Consider the following 17,009-nt stretch of genomic DNA (forward strand, 5'->3'; position numbering starts at 1 on the left):
CGGGCGTGGGCGGCCGTACCCTTGAGGCATGAGCACCGCCCCCGCCTCCGACCCGCAGTCCCCGCAGCCAGAAGCCGGGGCGAAGCCCGAGACGAAGCCGAAGCCCAGGCCGAAGCTCGTCTTCGACGACCCGCTGGACCAGCAGTCCTCGGACGACACCGACCGGGGCTGGGGCGAGCGGCCGCCCGCCGGCGGAAGCGCGGCCGACCTGGCCCGCTTCCTCGACGAGAAGCCCCCGCACCACATCTGATCAGCCGGACCGGTCAGAAGGCGTCGCGCGCCCCCGGTGTCCCCGGCGCCGTGCGGCCCTCGCCGTTCCCGCTCCGCTGCGTGACCAGGGCGTCGCGGATGTCCTTGAGGACCTCCAGCTCGGTGATCTCCATGGTCTCCTGCACGCCCTCCTTGGCCTTGCGGCGTGCCTCCTGCTTGGCGAGGTACTTCGCCATCGGCAGGACCATCAGGAAGTACACGACCGCTGCGGTGATCAGGAAGCTGAGCGTGGCGTTGAGTACGGAGCCCCACATGATGTTGACGCCGGTCGGCTCCCCCTTCGCGTCGACCCCACAAGGTGCCTTCAGACACGAGGTGTAGACATCCAGGTTCTTGGTGCCGATGGCGCCCACGAGCGGGCTGATGATCCCCTTGACGATCGAGTTCACGATGTTCGTGAACGCCGCGCCGATGACCACGGCCACCGCCAGGTCGACGACGTTCCCGCGCATCAGGAAGGCCTTGAAGCCCGCCAGGACGCTCTCCTTCTTCTTCTCGCTCACCACTGAGCCTTTCTTTGTGCCTGCTGTAGACGGAGCCAACGGTTCCGAAAGCTACGGCAGTCACAGCCCGGAGTGTCCAATCGGCCCCCACCCCAGGGCGACTTGACCGCTCCTCAGTGCGAATCAGCACAGGGTCACCGCCAGACGCGCCACGGCGCCCGCCCCCACCAGGGCGCGCGCCGTGTCCCGGGGTACGGACAGGACCACCAGCGCCCCGCCATCCCCAACACCCGCCTCCGCGGCGGGCACTTCGGCCACCCGGGCGCCCGCCGCCACCACCCGGGGCGGCCCGGTGCGCTCCGCCGCGACCACGTCCACCCGGTCCCCGGGACGCAGCAGCCGCACCGTGGCGGCGTCCGCGATGCGCACGGGGGCCGACACCATCCGCACCGCCGCCGGTGCCGGCTTCACCTCGGGCGGGGCCGCGCCCCGGGAGGCCTGCGCCTCCGTTCCGCCCACCGCCAGGGCGGCCGCCACCACGGCCAGCCCGGCCGAGGCGACCCGCCGCCGGCGGCGCACCGCGCGCCGCAGCCGGCCCCCGGCCCGGCCCACGCGGAGCGGGGGGAAGGGGGGAACGGGGCGCGCGGGGGGACACGTAGAAGAGGAGCCCGAGGGGGAGGCGGGGGAGGCAGGGGAGTTGGGGCACGAGGGGGACGAGGGGGACGAGGGGGACGAGGGGGGAACGGGAGAGGTCCTGGACATGATGAGCACCGCCAAGCTGGTCGAGGTCCGGCATCCGGGCCCACTGCCCGGACTCCCTCACGATCCGCCGCCCCGCCGGCTTCCGCTCCGGCCTGTGGACAATCCCCAGGCTGTGGACAACGCCGTCACCCCCAGGGGTCAGCGCCCGGTCGGCACCTGGCAGGACTCCGAGAACCCCTGGCTGGTCAGGCCGAAGGCGCTGTTGACCCGCGAGCGCCAGTTCTCCAGCGCGACCATGGCGGTGAGTTCGACGAACGCCGCCTCACCGAGCCGGGCGATCAGCTCGGCCGCCAGCTCGTCCGTGACCGTCGGCTCGGTCTCGGTCATCGCCTCGGCGTACTCCATGACCAGCAGCTCCAGCTCCGTGAACACCTCACGGGCCTCGCGCCACTGCGGCACCCGCTCGATCTTCTCCGGCGACAGCCCCTTCTCGACGCCCTCCCAGTAGCCGAAGTCCATGCACCACGAGCAGTTGATGCGCGCGGCGGAGGCCATGACCGCGAGGTGCTTGAGGCCGGCGTCGAGCTTGTTCCACTTCGCGGCCTGCTGCTCCATACGGACGTACGAGAACAGCACGCGCGAGTTGTGGCCGTACGCCTGGCCGGGGTCGAGCACCTTGCCGTAGGTGCGCCGCGAGTACCAGGCGCCGATGCGCATGAGGAGGGTGCGGGGCGGGGTGAGCGAGATGCGCGGCATGACGGTCCTCTTCCGGCGCGGGGTCCCGTTGACCCCTTCGCCATGGAGACAGGACAGCCCCGCGGAATGTGACACCGCCCGGAAAGATTTTTCGCCGGGCGGTGCGGAGGGCCGGCGGCTCGAGCGAGGCTCAGCCGGTGCTAGGGGGTGTCCGGTGGATCAGGGTCGGATAGGCCGGGTCGTCTGGCACCGCGGCAAGCCGCGGTGCCAGGCGGGCCGGGCCCGGCCCTGATCCACCGGATACCCCCTAGGGCAGTTCGATGCCCAGGTCCCAGCCATCGTGGGCGTGGGTGCACAGGCAGGCGCGGGCTTCGGTCGCCGGGAGCGCCGCCACCGCGTCGAAGAGGACCTCGCGGAGCCGGCCGACGTTCTCGCCGAACACCTTCAGGACCTCCGTGTGGGACACGCCCTCACCCGTCTCGGCGCCCGCGTCCAGGTCCGTCACCAGGGCCATCGAGGTGTAGCAGAGCCCCAGCTCGCGCGCGAGCACCGCCTCCGGGTGCCCGGTCATGCCGACCACCGACCAGCCGGCGGCCGCGTGCCACTGCGACTCCGCGCGCGTCGAGAACCGCGGCCCCTCCACGACGACCATGGTGCCGCCGTCCACCGGCTCCCACTCCCGCCCACGCGCCGCCGCGAGCGCCACCGACCGGCCCACCGGGCAGTACGGGTCGGCGAAGGTGGTGTGCACGACGTTCGGGACGGTCCCGTCCGGCAGGGGCTCACCGTCGAAGAAGGTCTGAGCACGGGACTTCGTACGGTCGACCAGCTGGTCCGGCACCAGCAGCGTGCCGGGTCCGTACTCCGTCCGCAGGCCGCCGACCGCGCAGGGGCCCAGCACCTGGCGGACACCGACCGAGCGCAGTGCCCACAGGTTGGCCCGGTAGTTGATCTTGTGCGGCGGCACCGTGTGGCTGCGCCCGTGCCTCGGCAGGAACGCCACCTGCCGTCCGGCCAGCTCACCCAGGTACAGGGAGTCGCTCGGGGGCCCGTACGGGGTCTCCACCTGGATCTCGGAGACGTCCTCCAGGAAGGAGTAGAAGCCCGACCCGCCGATTACACCGATCTCTGCGTTCACCATGTCCTCACCCTAACGGGGGACGCACAAGGCCCCGCCGCCCAAGAGGGCGTACGGGGCCTTGCGGAAAGCGGAAGACGTACGAGGTCAGGCAGCCGAGGTGGAGCTGCTGCCCGTGCTCGACGAAGCCGAGGAGGTCGAAGCGGCAGGGGCGGCAGCGGTCGACGTCGTCGTGGACGACGAGGACGAGGACTTCGAGGCAGGGGTGCTGCTCGACGAAGCGCCACGGCTGTCGTTCCGGTAGAAACCGGAACCCTTGAATACGATGCCGACCGCGGAGAACACCTTCTTCAGGCGTCCGTCACAGCTCGGGCACACGGTCAGTGCGTCATCGGTGAACTTCTGCACGGCCTCAAGGCCCTCACCGCACTCGGTGCACTGGTACTGGTAGGTCGGCACGAATTTCCTCCTGGCACTCTGACTCAATGAGTGCTAACGACGCTCCATGGTGACGTATTCCGGCGGATCAGTCCACCGTCACAGGCGTGCGGTGACCGATCCCACGCTCGCTCGCCGTGTTCCGGGTGACCGGAGCGGACGAGTTCACGATGCGGCTCGGGGCCTTCGGGGCCAGCTTCGCACGCAGCGCCACCAGGGTGGCGAGGGCGAGCACGGTGGCCACCAGGGGCACCAGGAAGCCGTACGAGGATCCGTGCGCGTCCGTCAGGCGGCCGGCCAGGGTCACCGCGGCGGCCTGCCCGAAGGCGACCGCTCCGGTCAGCCAGGTGAAGGCCTCGGTCCGCGAGGCGGCCGGGACCAGCTGCTCGATCATGGTGTAGCCGGTGATCAGCGCGGGGGCGATGCACAGGCCGACGACCAGGCCGAGCGCACCCAGCAGGACCACGGAGTGGGCGGCCCACAGCACCGAGGCGGCGGCCGTGAGGCCGATGTAGCCCAGGATCAGGCGGCGGCGCGGGCCGATCTTCCAGGCGACGGCGCCCATCGTGATGCCGGCGATCATGTTGCCGGCCGCGAAGATGCCGTACAGCAGGCCGTTGGCGCCCGGGTTGCCGATCTCGTTGGAGAAGGCAGCGAGCGAGACCTGCATGCCGCCGAAGACGGCGCCGATGCCGATGAAGGCGACGATCAGGACGCGCAGGCCGGGGAAGGACAGTGCGGACTGGTGCTTGCCGTCGGCCGCCGAGAGCGGGGCGGCCTTCGGCTCGGTGGCCCGCTGCGCGGCGAAGAACAGGCCGCCGAGCAGGGTCAGGGCCGCTTCGGTGGCCAGACCGGCCGCCGGGTGGACACCGGTGCACAGCGCGGTGGCGAGCACCGGGCCGACGACGAAGGTGAACTCGTCGGTGACGGACTCGAACGCGGCGGCCGTCGGCAGCAGCGGGGAGCCCTCGAGCTTGGCCGCCCAGCGGGAGCGGACCATGGGCCCGACCTGCGGGACGGAGGCGCCGGCCGGGACGGCGGCCAGCGCGAGCGCCCACAGTGGGGCGCCGAGGAGGGCCAGCGCGGTCAGGGCGCAGACCGCGGCGGCGTGTACGAGGACGGCCGGCACGAGGACGGCGCTCTGGCCGCGGCGGTCGGTGAGCTTGCCCATGACCGGGGCGAACAGGGCCATGGAGACGCCGGTGACGGCGGCGACGATCCCCGCGTCGCCGTAGGAGCCGGTGGCGTGCTGGACGAGCAGCAGGATGCTGATGGTCAGCATGCCGAACGGCAGGCGGGCGGCGAAGCCGGGGAGGACGAAGGAGAGGGCGCCGGGCGTGCGCAGCAGCTGCCCGTAGCCGGGTCGGGCGGACTTGTCGGTCGTGACCGCGGATGTCACGGCCTGGCCTTTCCGCTGCCTGGTAGAGCGTCCCCGTCTGCGGACGGTGGGCCGCCTTGTGAGCGACCGCACCCGTACATGTGGGAGCCCCGAGAGCTGTCCTCTTGCGCAGAACCGAGTGATACCTGGGCGCCCACTGCGGGAGGGTGCCACGGCCGCTTTGCGGTCGCGCCAGCTCTGCGTCAGGCAGAGTTGGTTCGATGTGGTGTGCCTTCATCGTACAGGGGGATCCACTACCACGCCCTGTGATTACGGCGACAGGGCATGTCTTCACCTGCGATTAACTGGAACTTCGCATTCCCTTTCGCCTGAAATGGGGGCAAGTCCGGTCACACACCAGCGAAAATGGCCGAATTAGAATGCCGCTCTAACCGGAAATGATCATTCCAGCGCGGTTCCGGCGCGGTTCCAGCTCAGTTCCAGCGCAGATCCAGGCACTCTCCGACACCTAGAGCGACGTTCCGCCACCGGTGCCCAGCCACCCCGCCAGCTTGCCGCCGCGCGCCACCGCCCGCAGCCGGGCCTCCGCCGCGTCCCGCACCGGATCCGTGGCCACCACCAGCAGCTCGTCCCCCCGGCGCAGCACGGTCGACGGCGCCGGTACGAAGCTCTTCGCGTCCCGCACCACCAGCGTCACCGACGCCCCCGCCGGCAGCCGCAGCTCGCCGACCTCGACGCCGTGCATCCGCGAGGCGGGCGGGATCGCGAAGGACAGCAGGTGTCCGCGCAGCTTCTCCAGCGGCGCCGACTCGATCCCGAGGTCCGCGGCGGCCTCGTCGGTGTCGCGGAGGTTCAGCTTGCGCGCCAGCCACGGCAGGGTCGGCCCCTGCACCAGCGTGTAGACGACCACGAGCACGAAGACGATGTTGAAGACCCGGTCGCTGCCCTCGATCCCGGTCACCATGGGGATCGTCGCCAGGATGATGGGCACGGCGCCGCGCAGGCCGGCCCACGACATCAGGGCCTGCTCCTGCCACGGGATCCGGAAGGGCAGCAGGCTGACGAAGACCTCCAGCGGCCGCGCCACCATCGTCAGCACCAGCCCGATGATCACGGCGGGCCAGAAGTCGTGCACCAGCTCGTGCGGGGTGACCAGCAGGCCCAGCAGCACGAACATGCCGATCTGCGCGATCCAGCCGAGCCCGTCCGCGAACCCGCGCGTGGCCGGCCAGTGCGGCAGCTTCGCGTTCCCCAGCACCATCGCCGCCAGGTACACCGCGAGGAAGCCGGAGCCGTGCGCCATGGCGCCGGCCGCGTACGCCGTCACGGCTATCGCCATCACCGCGATCGGGTACAGGCCCGAGGCGGGCAGCGCCACGTGCCGCAGTCCGTACGCCCCCAGGAAGCCCACCGTCAGGCCGATCGCGGCGCCGATCGCCAGCTCCAGCGCGATCTTGCCGACCAGCATGTACCACTCGTCCACCGGTCCGACCGCCGCGAAGGCCACCACCAGGATGACGACCGGGGCGTCGTTGAAGCCGGACTCCGCCTCCAGCACGCCCGTCACCCGCGAGGGCAGCGGGACCTTGCGCAGCACGGAGAAGACGGCCGCCGCGTCGGTCGAGGAGACGACCGCGCCGATCAGCAGCGCCTGGCGCCACTCCAGCCCGACCAGGTAGTGCGCGCCCGCCGCCGTCACGCCCACGCTGACCGCGACGCCGACCAGCGACAGGACGACCGCGGCCGGCAGTGCCGGCTTGATCTCTTTCCACTTGGTGCCCAGACCGCCCTCGGCGAGGATGACGACGAGCGCGGCATAACCGATGACCTGCGTCAGCTCGGCGTTGTCGAATACGACGTTGCCGATGCCGTCCTGGCCTATCGCTATGCCTATGCCGAGGTAGATGAGCAGGCTGGGGAGGCCGCTGCGTGAGGAGACGCGCACCGCCGCGACCGCGACGAGCAGCACGAGCGAGCAGACCAGCAGTAGCTCATTGAGCGTGTGGACAGTCAGCGGGCGGCCCTTTCCTCAGAGCGCTCCTGGCGGATCGTTCCTCCGGCGGCGCATTCGGCAAGTACTTCGTTACCTTACCTAATCTTTGACGGACTCTTTACGCGATAACCACATTGTGAAACGCCTGTTCCCGCCTGTCCTACGGACCTCGACCCCTGCCGGATCAACGAAGGCGGTCCTGCGCCTATGGTTGCTCCCAGTACTCCCAGGACCACCCTGCCCCTCTAAGGACAGCGATGCCCGCCAATGAATCCGGACCTTCCGCCAAGAAGAAGGGACGACGCGCACGCCTGATCGTGCTCGTCATGGTCCTGGCGCTCTTGGCGGGCCTCGGCTACGGCGCGTACTGGAGCGTGGACACCGTGCGCGCCTCCTTCCCGCAGACCACCGGCTCCCTCAAGGTCCCCGGCCTGACCGGGACCGTCGACGTCAAGCGCGACGAGCACGGCATTCCGCAGCTCTACGCCGACAACGACGAGGACCTCTTCCGCGCGCAGGGCTTCGTGCACGCGCAGGACCGGTTCTGGGAGATGGACGTACGCCGCCACATGACCTCCGGCCGCCTGTCGGAGATGTTCGGCTCCGGCCAGGTCGAGACCGACGCCTTCCTGCGTACGCTCGGCTGGCGCCACGTCGCGCAGGAGGAGTACGACAAGAAGCTCTCGCCCGAGACGAAGAAGTACCTCCAGGCCTACGCCGACGGGGTCAACGCGTACCTGAAGGGGAAGTCCGGCAAGGACCTCTCCGTCGAGCACGCCGCCCTCAAGCTGAGCGACAGCTACCAGCCCGAGCGGTGGTCGCCGGTGGACTCGGTGGCCTGGCTCAAGGCGATGGCCTGGGACCTGCGCGGCAACATGCAGGACGAGATCGACCGCTCGCTGATGACGAACAAGCTCTCGCAGGCGCAGATCGACGAGCTCTACCCGCCGTACCCCTTCGACCGGAACAAGCCGATCGTCGAGGGCGGCACCGTCGCGGGCGGCAAGTACGCGCCCCAGGGCACCCCCGGCGCCGGCTCGACCGGCACGGGCAAGGGCACCGGTACTGGCACCGGCACGGGAGCCGGCGCCGGTGCGAACACGGGTGCGGGCACCGGCACGGCCACCGGCACCGGCACCGGCTCGCAGACCGCCCCCAACGGCGGCAGCACGGCCACCCCCACCGGCCTCGCCGACAACGCCACCGCCCAGGGCGCGACCGTGGGCCTGCGCACGCAGCTCGGCTCCCTCGCCAAGACCCTGGACGAGATCCCGGCCATCCTCGGCCCCAACGGCAGCGGCATCGGTTCGAACTCCTGGGTCGTCTCGGGCCAGTACACGACCACCGGCAAGCCGCTCCTCGCGAACGACCCGCACCTCTCCCCGCAGCTGCCCTCGGTCTGGTACCAGATGGGCCTGCACTGCCGCGCCGCCTCGCCCCAGTGCCAGTACGACGTGGCCGGCTACACCTTCTCCGGCATGCCCGGTGTGGTCATCGGCCACAACGCCGACATCGCCTGGGGCATGACCAACCTCGGCGCCGACGTCACCGACCTCTACCTCGAGCAGGTCAGGCCCGAGGGCTACGTCTACGACAACAAGGTCGTCCCCTTCACCACCCGTGAAGAGGAGATCAAGGTCGCGGGCGGCAAGAGCAAGACGATCACCGTCCGCACCACCAACAACGGACCGCTGATCTCCGACCGCAGCGACGAGCTCGAGACCGTCGGCTCCCGCGCCCCCGTCCCCAGCTCGGCCCCCGACCGCGGCAACGGCTACGCCGTCGCCCTGCGCTGGACCGCGCTGGACCCCGGCAAGTCGATGGACGCGGTGTTCAAGCTCGACCGGGCCAAGGACTTCAACAGCTTCCGCGCCGCGGCCGCCGACTTCGAGGTCCCGTCGCAGAACCTGATCTACGCCGACAACAAGGGCGCCAACGGCAACATCGGCTACCAGGCCCCGGGCCGCATCCCCGTCCGCAACCAGGGCGACGGCCGCCTGCCGGCGCCCGGCTGGGACCCCAAGTACACCTGGAAGGGCGGCCGGGACGGCAACGCCGGCTACATCCCGCAGAACGAGATGCCCTGGGAGCTGAACCCGGCGCGCGGCTACATCGTCACCGCCAACCAGGCCGTCACCGAGTCCGGCACCGGCGCGGGCAAGTACCCGTACGTGCTGACCACCGACTGGGGATACGGGGCCCGCAGCCAGCGGATCAACGACCTCATCGAGGCGAAGACCAAGGACAACGGCAAGATCTCCACCGATGACATGCGGACCATGCAGATGGACAACAGCAGCGAGATCGCCGCGCTGCTGACCCCGATGCTGGCCAAGATCCAGGTCTCGGACCCGGACGTGCGCTCGGCGCAGAAGCTGCTGGAGGGCTGGAACTACACGCAGGAGCCCGATTCGGCGGCGGCCGCGTACTTCAACGCGGTCTGGCGCAACATCCTCAAGCTGGCCTTCGGCGACAAGATGCCGAAGGAGCTGCGGGTCGAGGGCAGCTGCATGAACGTCCGCGAGGAGAGCACCGGCCCGAACGACGACCTCGCCAAGACGGTCCGCGAGTGCGGTACGCGCGGTCCCGACTCGGCTCAGCCGGACGGCGGCGACCGCTGGTTCGAGGTGGTCCGCCGCCTGGTCAAGGACGAGAAGTCGCAGTGGTGGAAGGCCACCCCGAAGACCGTCCACGACAAGCCGATCACCACCCGCGACGAGCTCTTCGCCCGGGCCATGGAGGACGCCCGCTGGGAGCTCACCGCCAAGCTCGGCAAGGACCAGTCGACCTGGAGCTGGGGCCGGCTGCACCAGCTGACGCTGAAGAACCAGACCATCGGCAAGGAGGGCCCGGGCTTCATGCAGTGGCTCCTCAACCGAGGCCCCTGGAACGTGGGCGGCGGCGAGGCCACCGTCAATGCCACCGGCTGGAACGCCTCCAGCGGGTACGAGGTCACCTGGGTGCCGTCGATGCGGATGGTCGTCAACCTCGGCGACCTGGACAAGTCCCGCTGGATCAACCTGACCGGCGCCTCGGGCCACGCGTACGACAGCGCGTACACGGACCAGACGGCGCTGTGGGCCAAGGGTGAACTGCTGGACTGGCCCTTCGGAAAGGACGCTGTCGACAAGTCGACGGTCGATACCCTGACGCTCAAGCCGGCCGGCTCGAACTAGCCGAAGCGCACCACCCCCGACGGGGTGGCCACCGCCTGGACGGGGTGGTCGTGCGGTTCCTCCGGGACCCGCGCGACCACCTCTTCGTCGTAGAGGAGCACCACCAGCGCCGGATGCGCGCCGGCGCGCTCCAGCCGCGCCAGCACCCGGTCGTACGAGCCTCCGCCGCGGCCGAGCCGCATCCCGCGCCCGTCCACCGCGAGCCCGGGCAGCAGCACGGCGTCGGCGCCGGTCACCGCCTCCGGGCCGAGCGGCGCGCCGGCGGGCTCCAGCAGCCGCATCTTCCCCGGGTGCGCGGCTTCGGCGAGGCTGCCCGGGCCCTCGTACTCGGCCCAGTCGAGGTCGTTGTCGGGCAGCAACAGGGGCAGCAGCACGCGCTTGCCGGCGGCCCGTAGGGCGTCGAGCAGTTCGCGGGTGCCCGGTTCGGCGCCGACGGAGACGTACGCCGCGACCGTGCGAGCACCGGCCAGCTCGGGCAGGGCCAGGGCGGAGCGGGAGAGCGCGCGGGCCGCCGTAGCGCGGGCCTCGGGGGACAGGGCGCGGCGGGCGGCGAGGAGCTCCCGGCGCAGGGATGTCTTTTCGGGCGGGAAGGGGTGATTCCCGGGCAGTTTCTTTACCACAGTTGAGTCACAATCCCTTTCATATTCGGAGCAAGTCGGGCGTATTGCCCAGAGCCTCGCTGGACGCACGGTGTGACCCACTATCGTTCTGCCCATGACTCAGTCGCACCCAGTGATCAAGAAGGCCGTCATCCCCGCAGCGGGTCTCGGCACTCGGTTCCTTCCGGCGACCAAGGCGACCCCCAAGGAAATGCTTCCGGTCGTTGACAAGCCGGCGATCCAGTACGTGGTCGAAGAGGCCGTCTCGGCCGGTCTGGACGACGTGCTGATGATCACAGGGCGTAACAAGCGACCGCTCGAGGACCACTTCGACCGGAACTACGAGCTCGAGTCGGCGCTGATCGCCAAGGGGGACGACGACCGCCTGAAGAAGGTCCAGGAGTCCAGCGACCTGGCCACCATGCACTACGTCCGCCAGGGCGACCCCCGCGGCCTCGGCCACGCCGTCCTGTGCGCCGAGCCGCACGTGGGCAGCGAGCCCTTCGCCGTCCTGCTCGGCGACGACCTCATCGACCCGCGCGACCCGCTGCTGCGGCAGATGGTCGACGTCCACGCGCGCACCGGCGGCACGGTCATCGCGCTGATGGAGGTCGACCCCTCCAGCGTCCACCTCTACGGCTGCGCCGCGATCGAGCCCACCGACGAGGAGGACGTCGTCCGGATCACCGGGCTCGTCGAGAAGCCGGAGCCGGCGGAGGCGCCCAGCAACTACGCGGTCATCGGACGCTATGTCCTGCACCCGGCGATCTTCGGCATACTGCGGGAGACCGAGCCGGGCCGCGGTGGAGAGATCCAGCTCACCGACGCCCTGCAGAAGCTGGCCGCCGACGAGAGCGTGGGCGGCCCGGTGCACGGCGTGGTCTTCCGCGGCCGCCGCTACGACACCGGGGACCGGGGGGACTACCTGCGGGCCATCGTCCGACTCGCGTGCGAACGTGAGGACCTGGGCCCGGACTTCCGCACCTGGCTTCACCGTTACGTCACGGAGGAGATGTAGCACCTTGAGCAGTTCCGCACCGCACGACACCGGCCACCACCGTCTGTGGTCGGTGGACGAGCACCTCGCGGACGTCCTCACCACCGTCCGGCCGCTGGAGCCCATCGAACTCCAGCTGCTGGACGCCCAGGGCTGTGTCCTGGTCGAGGACGTCACCGTGCCCGTCGCCCTCCCGCCCTTCGACAACAGCTCCATGGACGGGTACGCCGTCCGCACGGCCGACGTCCAGGGTGCGAGCGAGGAGTTCCCCGCGGTGCTCGCCGTCATCGGCGACGTGGCGGCGGGCAGCGGCGAACTGCCCACCGTCGGCCCCGGCCAGGCCGCCCGCATCATGACCGGCGCCCCGCTGCCGCCCGGCGCGGAAGCCGTCGTACCGGTCGAGTGGACCGACGGCGGCACCGGCGGCGGCGCCGCCTCCGGGATGACCCCGGCCAGCGCGGCGCCCGAGGGCGCGGGCGGCGAGGTACGGGTCCACCGCGCGGCCGAGGCCCGGGCGCACGTCCGCGCGCGCGGAAGCGACGTACAGGCCGGCGACCTGGCGCTGGCCGCCGGCACGGTCCTCGGCCCGCCGCAGATCGCGCTGCTGGCGGCCATCGGCCGCGGCACGGTCCGGGTCCGGCCGCGCCCGCGCGTGGTCGTCCTGTCCACCGGCAGCGAACTGGTCCAGCCGGGTGAGGCGCTGGCCGCCGGCACGATCTACGACTCCAACAGCTTCGCGCTGGCCGCCGCCGCCCGCGACGCCGGCGCCATCGCCTACCGCGTCGGCGCGGTCGCCGACGACGCCGACACCCTGCGCGCCACCATCGAGGACCAGCTGATCCGGGCCGACCTGCTGGTCACCACGGGCGGGGTCAGCGTCGGCGCGTACGACGTGGTGAAGGAGGCCCTGACCGCCGCGGCGTCCGGCGGCGAGGGGGAGGCGTCCGGCGGCGTCGACTTCCGCAAGCTCGCCATGCAGCCCGGCAAGCCGCAGGGCTTCGGGACCGTCGGCCCCGACCACACCCCGCTGATGGCCCTGCCCGGCAACCCGGTGTCCTCCTACGTCTCCTTCGAGCTGTTCGTGCGTCCCGCGATCCGGGCGCTCATGGGCCTGCCGAAGTCCGAGGTCAGCCGGCCGAGCGTGCGCGCCGTGCTGGAGGCCGACAAGCCGCTCGGCTCCCCGGCCGCCCGCCGCCAGTTCCTCCGCGGCCGGTACGACGCCGAGACGGGCACCGTCAGCCCGGTCGGCGGATCCGGCTCTCACCTGATCGCCGCGCTGGCGCACGCCGACTCGCTGATCGTCGTACCGGAGGACGTCACCTCGGTGGAGCCCGGGACCGAGCTGGAAGTGATCCTGCTCGGCTGAGGACCCGCCGGTGCGGGTAGCGTGTTGCACCACACAGGCCCCACGGCTCCAGGGGGCCCGGAGCGGGAGCGGCACGCAGATATGAGTACGCAGAGCAGGCTGACGCACATCGACGAGGCCGGCGCGGCCCGGATGGTCGACGTCTCGGAGAAGGACGTGACCACCCGGACGGCGCGCGCCAGCGGACGCGTCCTCGTCTCGCCCCGGGTGATCGAGCTGCTGCGCGGCGAGGGCGTGCCGAAGGGCGACGCCCTCGCCACCGCGCGGATCGCCGGGATCATGGGGGCCAAGAAGACCCCCGACCTGATCCCGCTCTGCCACCCGCTGGCGGTCTCCGGGGTGAAGGTGGACCTCAAGGTCGCCGACGACGCCGTCGAGATCCTCGCCACCGTCAAGACCACCGACCGCACGGGCGTCGAGATGGAGGCGCTGACCGCGGTCGCCGTCGCCGGCCTCACCGTGATCGACATGGTGAAGGCCGTCGACAAGGGCGCGGTCATCACCGACGTCCGGGTGGAGGAGAAGACCGGCGGTAAGTCCGGCGACTGGACCCGCGCGTGAACGCCCCGCGCGGCGGCGAGGTGCACAGCCACCACCTGCCGCCGGCCGCCGGCGAGGACCGGGGACCGGAGCGGCCCGCCGCCGCGGCCCCCGTACCGCGCGGCCTGGTCGTCACCGCCTCGAACCGCGCCTCGCAGGGCGTGTACGCCGACAAGGGCGGCCCGCTGCTCGCGGAGGCGCTGCAGAAGCTGGGCTTCGCGGTGGACGGCCCGCGCGTCGTCCCCGACGGCGATCCGGTCGAGCAGGCGCTGCGCGAGGGCGTGGCCGCCGGCTACGACGTCATCCTGACCACCGGCGGCACCGGCATCTCGCCGACGGACCGGACCCCGGACGCCACCGCGCGGGTGCTGGACTACGAGATCCCGGGCATCCCGCAGGCCATCCGCGCGGAGGGCCTGGCCAAGGTGGCGACCGCGGCCCTGTCGCGGGGCCTGGCGGGCGTGGCCGGCCGCACCCTGATCGTGAACCTGCCCGGTTCCACGGGCGGGGTGAAGGACGGCCTGGCGGTGCTGTCCCGGATCCTTCCGCACGCCGTCGACCAGATCCGGGGCGGCGACCACCCCAGACCTGACGCGGCGCCCGGGAGCCCGAGCTGAACGGCCCCTCCTGGCCGGTGGTACTGGTGGACGGCGATGTCACGCTCCGGCCGATAAAGCTGCGGGACCAGCGCGCCTGGCGCGAGGTCAACCGCCGCAACCGCGACTGGCTGCGGCCGTGGGAGGCCACGATCCCGCCGCCCGCGCCGTGGGGGCCGGTGATCCACCGGCCCACGTACCGGCAGATGGTCCGCCACCTGCGGGCGGAGGCGAACGCGGGCCGGATGCTGCCCTTCGTCATCGAGTACCAGGGGCGCCTGGTCGGCCAGCTCACGGTCGCCGGGATCACCTGGGGCTCGATGTGCGCCGCCCATGTGGGCTACTGGGTGGACCGCGACGTGGCGGGCCGCGGGGTGATGCCGACGGCGGTCGCGCTCGCCGTCGACCACTGCTTCGGGAAGGTCGGACTGCACCGGATCGAGGTGTGCATCCGCCCCGAGAACGGCCCCAGCCGCCGAGTCGTGGAGAAGCTCGGCTTCCGTGAGGAGGGGCTGCGGCCGCGTTATCTACATATCGACGGGGCGTGGCGCGACCACCTGGTCTTCGCGCTCACGGCGGAGGAGGTCCCGCAGGGGCTGCTGCGCCGCTGGCACCGGACGCGGACGCGGACGCGCAAGCCGGAAAGCCCGCCGCCGGCGTCCGCGTAAAGCAGGTAATCGCAAAAGCGTTCGAATTTCTGGCCGATTCGCCCATAACCTGATCCGAAGAATCACAAAAAAAGTCCGTGATATCAGCCGGATCGTGCGACACACCGGCTCAATTGGCTGATCCCCTCGGCCGCGCCCCTCTACGGTGTGAGGTGTGAGCAGCAGCGGCCTCATCTACGCAGTCATTGTCGGGGCCTGGGCCGCCTACTTGGTGCCCATGTGGCTCCGGAGGCAGGACGAGCTGAACGAAGCGCGTCCGACGGAACGCTTCTCCACCGCCATCCGGCTGCTTTCCGGCCGGGCGGGAATGGAGCGCCGTTACGCCAAGGGGCTGCGTGAGCGCGGTGAAGAACAGGCGGAGGCCCAGCCCCAGGCAGACCCGGACGCGGCGACGGAAACGGTTAATTCCGTGGACGCCGACGCCCGGGCCATCGGCGTGCCCCCGACCAGAACCGAGCCGAGGTCGGCCGAGGCCGAGCGGGTCCGGCGCCAGCAGCGCCTCCAGGTGCTCGCGCGCCGCCGGCGCACCACGGCGCTCCTCTTCCTCGTCTTCAGCGGCGGCGCGGTCGCCGCGGCCGTCGGCGGGTTCCGCTACCTGTGGGCCCCGGCCGTGCCGGCCCTGCTGCTGAGCGCCTACATCGTGCACCTGCGGGTCCAGGAGCGGCGGCGCTACGAGTTCACGATGGACCGGCGCCGCGCCGAGGCGGCCGCCCGCAGCCTCCGCGAGAACCGCGCGCAGCGCCACCGCGAGCAGCCGGAGGCCGCCGTCGGCGCCGAACCGGACCCCGCGCCGCCGGTCTCCCCGCAGGAAGCCGGGCGCCGTGCGCTCGTCGAGCAGACCGACCACGCCGAGTGGGTGGACCAGCAGCGCGAGCGTGAGCGCGGCCCGGCGCGCGGCGACAGCTGGGAGCCGGTGCCGGTCCCGCTGCCGACGTACGTCACGGCCCCGGTCGCGCCCCGCGCCACCGGCCCGGCGGCCCCGGACAGCTGGAGCGCGACCCGCTCCAGCACCGCCGAGCCGACGGAACCCCGCCTGCGCGCCCAGCCGGCCCCTCCGAAGCCGGATCCCAAGCAGCAGGCAGCCCCGCCCCGCCCCCGGGGCCGCGATCTCGGCCGCACCCCGCTCTTCGACCAGTACGAGAGCGAAGACCGCCCGCGCGCCGCGAACGAGTGATCGGTGACCTGCGCGGACGCTCCGACAACCCGTTTTGGAGCACCCGCGCGGGGATGCTAATGTTTCACACGTCGCAAGGGCCTGTGGCGCAGTCTGGTAGCGCACCTCGTTCGCATCGAGGGGGTCTGGGGTTCAAATCCCCACAGGTCCACAGACGACAGTTCTCGAGTCGCTCTCGAGGATCGTCACGAGATCCCGTTCAGCCGAAAGGCTGGGCGGGATCTCGGCGTTTGTGGGGTGTGTTCGGATGTCCGAACGCGGGCGGGGCCCATCGGCTTGGGCGATCAGATGGTGATCGATGTGGGCGCGCATCAGCTCGACGATCCACGTCACCCGCGATCTGCCCGCCGACACAGCGGGCAACCCGTCCGGCGGCCGGTGAGAAAGGGACCAGGAGCCGATCAGGTTCTTCGAGTACTCGGTAGTCCGACGCGGGCGGAACAAGTACCCGCTGTCGGCCTGGTCCGCGAGTTCTCCCAGAACCGTGTCCCAGGCGGCGCGGGCGACGAGCGGGACCAGGCGGTCGACGGCCGTGTGCATGAGCGGCCCGTCCCGGCGCTGGCGCCGCAGATCCCGGCCCCGGCTGGCCGCCACCTCCCTCGGCGTGAGGCCGAGGCCGGCGCCGAGCCCGAGGGCGTCGGTCTTCTGCTGCCGTGGCAGATGCATAGCCCAGTGCCGCAGGCCAGCCAACTCCCCAGCGGTGTAGGGCTGATGCGGGTTCACCTCGGCGTGCATCCGCGCCGGGGCCGCCTCCCCGCGCTCGCTCCAGGCCAGAGCATCCCGCACCCGCAGCAGCCAGGTCCGATAGGTCCGCACCGACGAGCCTCGATGTCTCCGGCGCGCGAGAGCACGAACGCGTTCCGCAGCCTCGCATGACAAGACCGCCGCTTCCTGCGAAGCGGCGGTCACTGTCACGTCGTTCCTGCTATGGGCC

At 71.4% G+C, this 17,009-nt stretch carries 17 protein-coding genes and 1 tRNA gene; 9 read left to right on the plus strand and 9 right to left on the minus strand.

Annotated features, from left to right (window positions below; translation table 11 throughout):
• The first annotated feature begins 28 nt into the window (after positions 1–28).
• Entirely contained in the window at positions 29–250 is a 222-nt protein-coding gene (locus OOK34_RS15510) for a hypothetical protein (protein WP_267034461.1), read from the plus strand.
• Positions 251–263: 13 nt separating this feature from the next.
• Here the strand turns inward: OOK34_RS15510 and mscL are convergent, their stop codons facing one another.
• The 7 genes from mscL to OOK34_RS15545 all read right to left on the minus strand — a co-directional run bounded on the left by mscL (position 264) and on the right by OOK34_RS15545 (position 6,935).
• Positions 264–773 (minus strand): large conductance mechanosensitive channel protein MscL, encoded by a 510-nt coding sequence (mscL, locus tag OOK34_RS15515; protein WP_267034462.1) that lies wholly within the window; start codon positions 771–773, stop codon positions 264–266.
• A 123-nt stretch (positions 774–896) separates the two neighbouring features.
• Positions 897–1,475, minus strand: coding sequence for a hypothetical protein (locus OOK34_RS15520; protein WP_267034463.1), 579 nt, complete (start codon positions 1,473–1,475; stop codon positions 897–899).
• A gap of 138 nt (positions 1,476–1,613) precedes the next feature.
• Complete coding sequence (locus OOK34_RS15525; RefSeq protein WP_267034464.1) at positions 1,614–2,171, minus strand: carboxymuconolactone decarboxylase family protein; 558 nt, start codon at positions 2,169–2,171, stop codon at positions 1,614–1,616.
• A gap of 247 nt (positions 2,172–2,418) precedes the next feature.
• Entirely contained in the window at positions 2,419–3,252 is an 834-nt protein-coding gene (locus OOK34_RS15530) for an S-methyl-5'-thioadenosine phosphorylase (protein WP_267034465.1), read from the minus strand.
• Between the two features lie 84 nt (positions 3,253–3,336).
• Positions 3,337–3,648, minus strand: a complete 312-nt coding sequence (locus OOK34_RS15535; protein ID WP_267034466.1) for an FmdB family zinc ribbon protein — start codon at positions 3,646–3,648, stop codon at positions 3,337–3,339.
• Between the two features lie 67 nt (positions 3,649–3,715).
• Positions 3,716–5,026 carry an MFS transporter gene (locus OOK34_RS15540; RefSeq protein WP_267034467.1) on the minus strand — a complete coding sequence of 437 codons (1,311 nt, stop codon included), beginning with the start codon at positions 5,024–5,026 and terminating at the stop codon, positions 3,716–3,718.
• A 448-nt stretch (positions 5,027–5,474) separates the two neighbouring features.
• Positions 5,475–6,935 (minus strand): potassium/proton antiporter, encoded by a 1,461-nt coding sequence (locus OOK34_RS15545; RefSeq protein WP_267034468.1) that lies wholly within the window; start codon positions 6,933–6,935, stop codon positions 5,475–5,477.
• Positions 6,936–7,216: 281 nt separating this feature from the next.
• Between OOK34_RS15545 and OOK34_RS15550 the strand changes: the two genes are divergently transcribed.
• Positions 7,217–10,135 (plus strand): penicillin acylase family protein, encoded by a 2,919-nt coding sequence (locus tag OOK34_RS15550; protein ID WP_267034469.1) that lies wholly within the window; start codon positions 7,217–7,219, stop codon positions 10,133–10,135.
• On the opposite strand, the gene OOK34_RS15555 is transcribed toward OOK34_RS15550, so the two are convergent.
• The gene (locus OOK34_RS15555; protein WP_267034470.1) at positions 10,132–10,755 is read right to left on the minus strand and encodes a 5-formyltetrahydrofolate cyclo-ligase; all 624 of its coding nucleotides are present in this window, start codon (positions 10,753–10,755) and stop codon (positions 10,132–10,134) included. The genes OOK34_RS15550 and OOK34_RS15555 overlap by 4 nt on opposite strands.
• A 94-nt stretch (positions 10,756–10,849) precedes the next feature.
• Between OOK34_RS15555 and galU the strand changes: the two genes are divergently transcribed.
• From galU to OOK34_RS15590, 7 genes are all read left to right on the plus strand, one after another.
• The gene (gene galU, locus OOK34_RS15560; protein WP_267034471.1) at positions 10,850–11,752 is read left to right on the plus strand and encodes a UTP--glucose-1-phosphate uridylyltransferase GalU; all 903 of its coding nucleotides are present in this window, start codon (positions 10,850–10,852) and stop codon (positions 11,750–11,752) included.
• A gap of 4 nt (positions 11,753–11,756) precedes the next feature.
• The gene (gene glp, locus OOK34_RS15565) at positions 11,757–13,097 is read left to right on the plus strand and encodes a gephyrin-like molybdotransferase Glp (protein WP_267034472.1); all 1,341 of its coding nucleotides are present in this window, start codon (positions 11,757–11,759) and stop codon (positions 13,095–13,097) included.
• 81 nt (positions 13,098–13,178) lie between these two features.
• A complete protein-coding gene (gene moaC / locus OOK34_RS15570) occupies positions 13,179–13,658 on the plus strand; it encodes a cyclic pyranopterin monophosphate synthase MoaC (RefSeq protein WP_267034473.1) in 480 nt (159 codons plus the stop codon).
• Between the two features lie 104 nt (positions 13,659–13,762).
• Positions 13,763–14,254: a molybdenum cofactor biosynthesis protein B gene (locus OOK34_RS15575; protein WP_267036754.1), complete on the plus strand. Its 492-nt coding sequence runs from the start codon at positions 13,763–13,765 to the stop codon at positions 14,252–14,254.
• Positions 14,255–14,271: 17 nt separating this feature from the next.
• Positions 14,272–14,901, plus strand: coding sequence for a GNAT family N-acetyltransferase (locus OOK34_RS15580; RefSeq protein WP_267034474.1), 630 nt, complete (start codon positions 14,272–14,274; stop codon positions 14,899–14,901).
• 154 nt (positions 14,902–15,055) lie between these two features.
• On the plus strand, positions 15,056–16,075 hold the full coding sequence (locus OOK34_RS15585) for a hypothetical protein (protein ID WP_267034475.1): 1,020 nt from the start codon (positions 15,056–15,058) through the stop codon (positions 16,073–16,075).
• Positions 16,076–16,152: 77 nt separating this feature from the next.
• Positions 16,153–16,226 (plus strand) — tRNA-Ala (locus OOK34_RS15590).
• Here the strand turns inward: OOK34_RS15590 and OOK34_RS15595 are convergent.
• Complete coding sequence (locus tag OOK34_RS15595) at positions 16,208–16,990, minus strand: hypothetical protein (RefSeq protein ID WP_267034476.1); 783 nt, start codon at positions 16,988–16,990, stop codon at positions 16,208–16,210. The two genes, OOK34_RS15590 and OOK34_RS15595, sit on opposite strands and share 19 nt — an antisense overlap.
• Positions 16,991–17,009: the final 19 nt, after the last annotated feature.

Source organism: Streptomyces sp. NBC_00091, from assembly GCF_026343185.1.
Classification (GTDB): domain Bacteria; phylum Actinomycetota; class Actinomycetes; order Streptomycetales; family Streptomycetaceae; genus Streptomyces.

Coding starts and splice junctions, on each gene's coding strand:
- OOK34_RS15510 (WP_267034461.1), top strand. CDS start 29: ATGAGCACCGCCCCCGCCTCCGACCCGCAGTCCCCGCAGCCAGAAGCC.
- OOK34_RS15520 (WP_267034463.1), bottom strand. CDS start 1,475: ATGTCCAGGACCTCTCCCGTTCCCCCCTCGTCCCCCTCGTCCCCCTCG.
- OOK34_RS15525 (WP_267034464.1), bottom strand. CDS start 2,171: ATGCCGCGCATCTCGCTCACCCCGCCCCGCACCCTCCTCATGCGCATC.
- OOK34_RS15530 (WP_267034465.1), bottom strand. CDS start 3,252: ATGGTGAACGCAGAGATCGGTGTAATCGGCGGGTCGGGCTTCTACTCC.
- OOK34_RS15550 (WP_267034469.1), top strand. CDS start 7,217: ATGCCCGCCAATGAATCCGGACCTTCCGCCAAGAAGAAGGGACGACGC.
- galU (WP_267034471.1), top strand. CDS start 10,850: ATGACTCAGTCGCACCCAGTGATCAAGAAGGCCGTCATCCCCGCAGCG.
- moaC (WP_267034473.1), top strand. CDS start 13,179: ATGAGTACGCAGAGCAGGCTGACGCACATCGACGAGGCCGGCGCGGCC.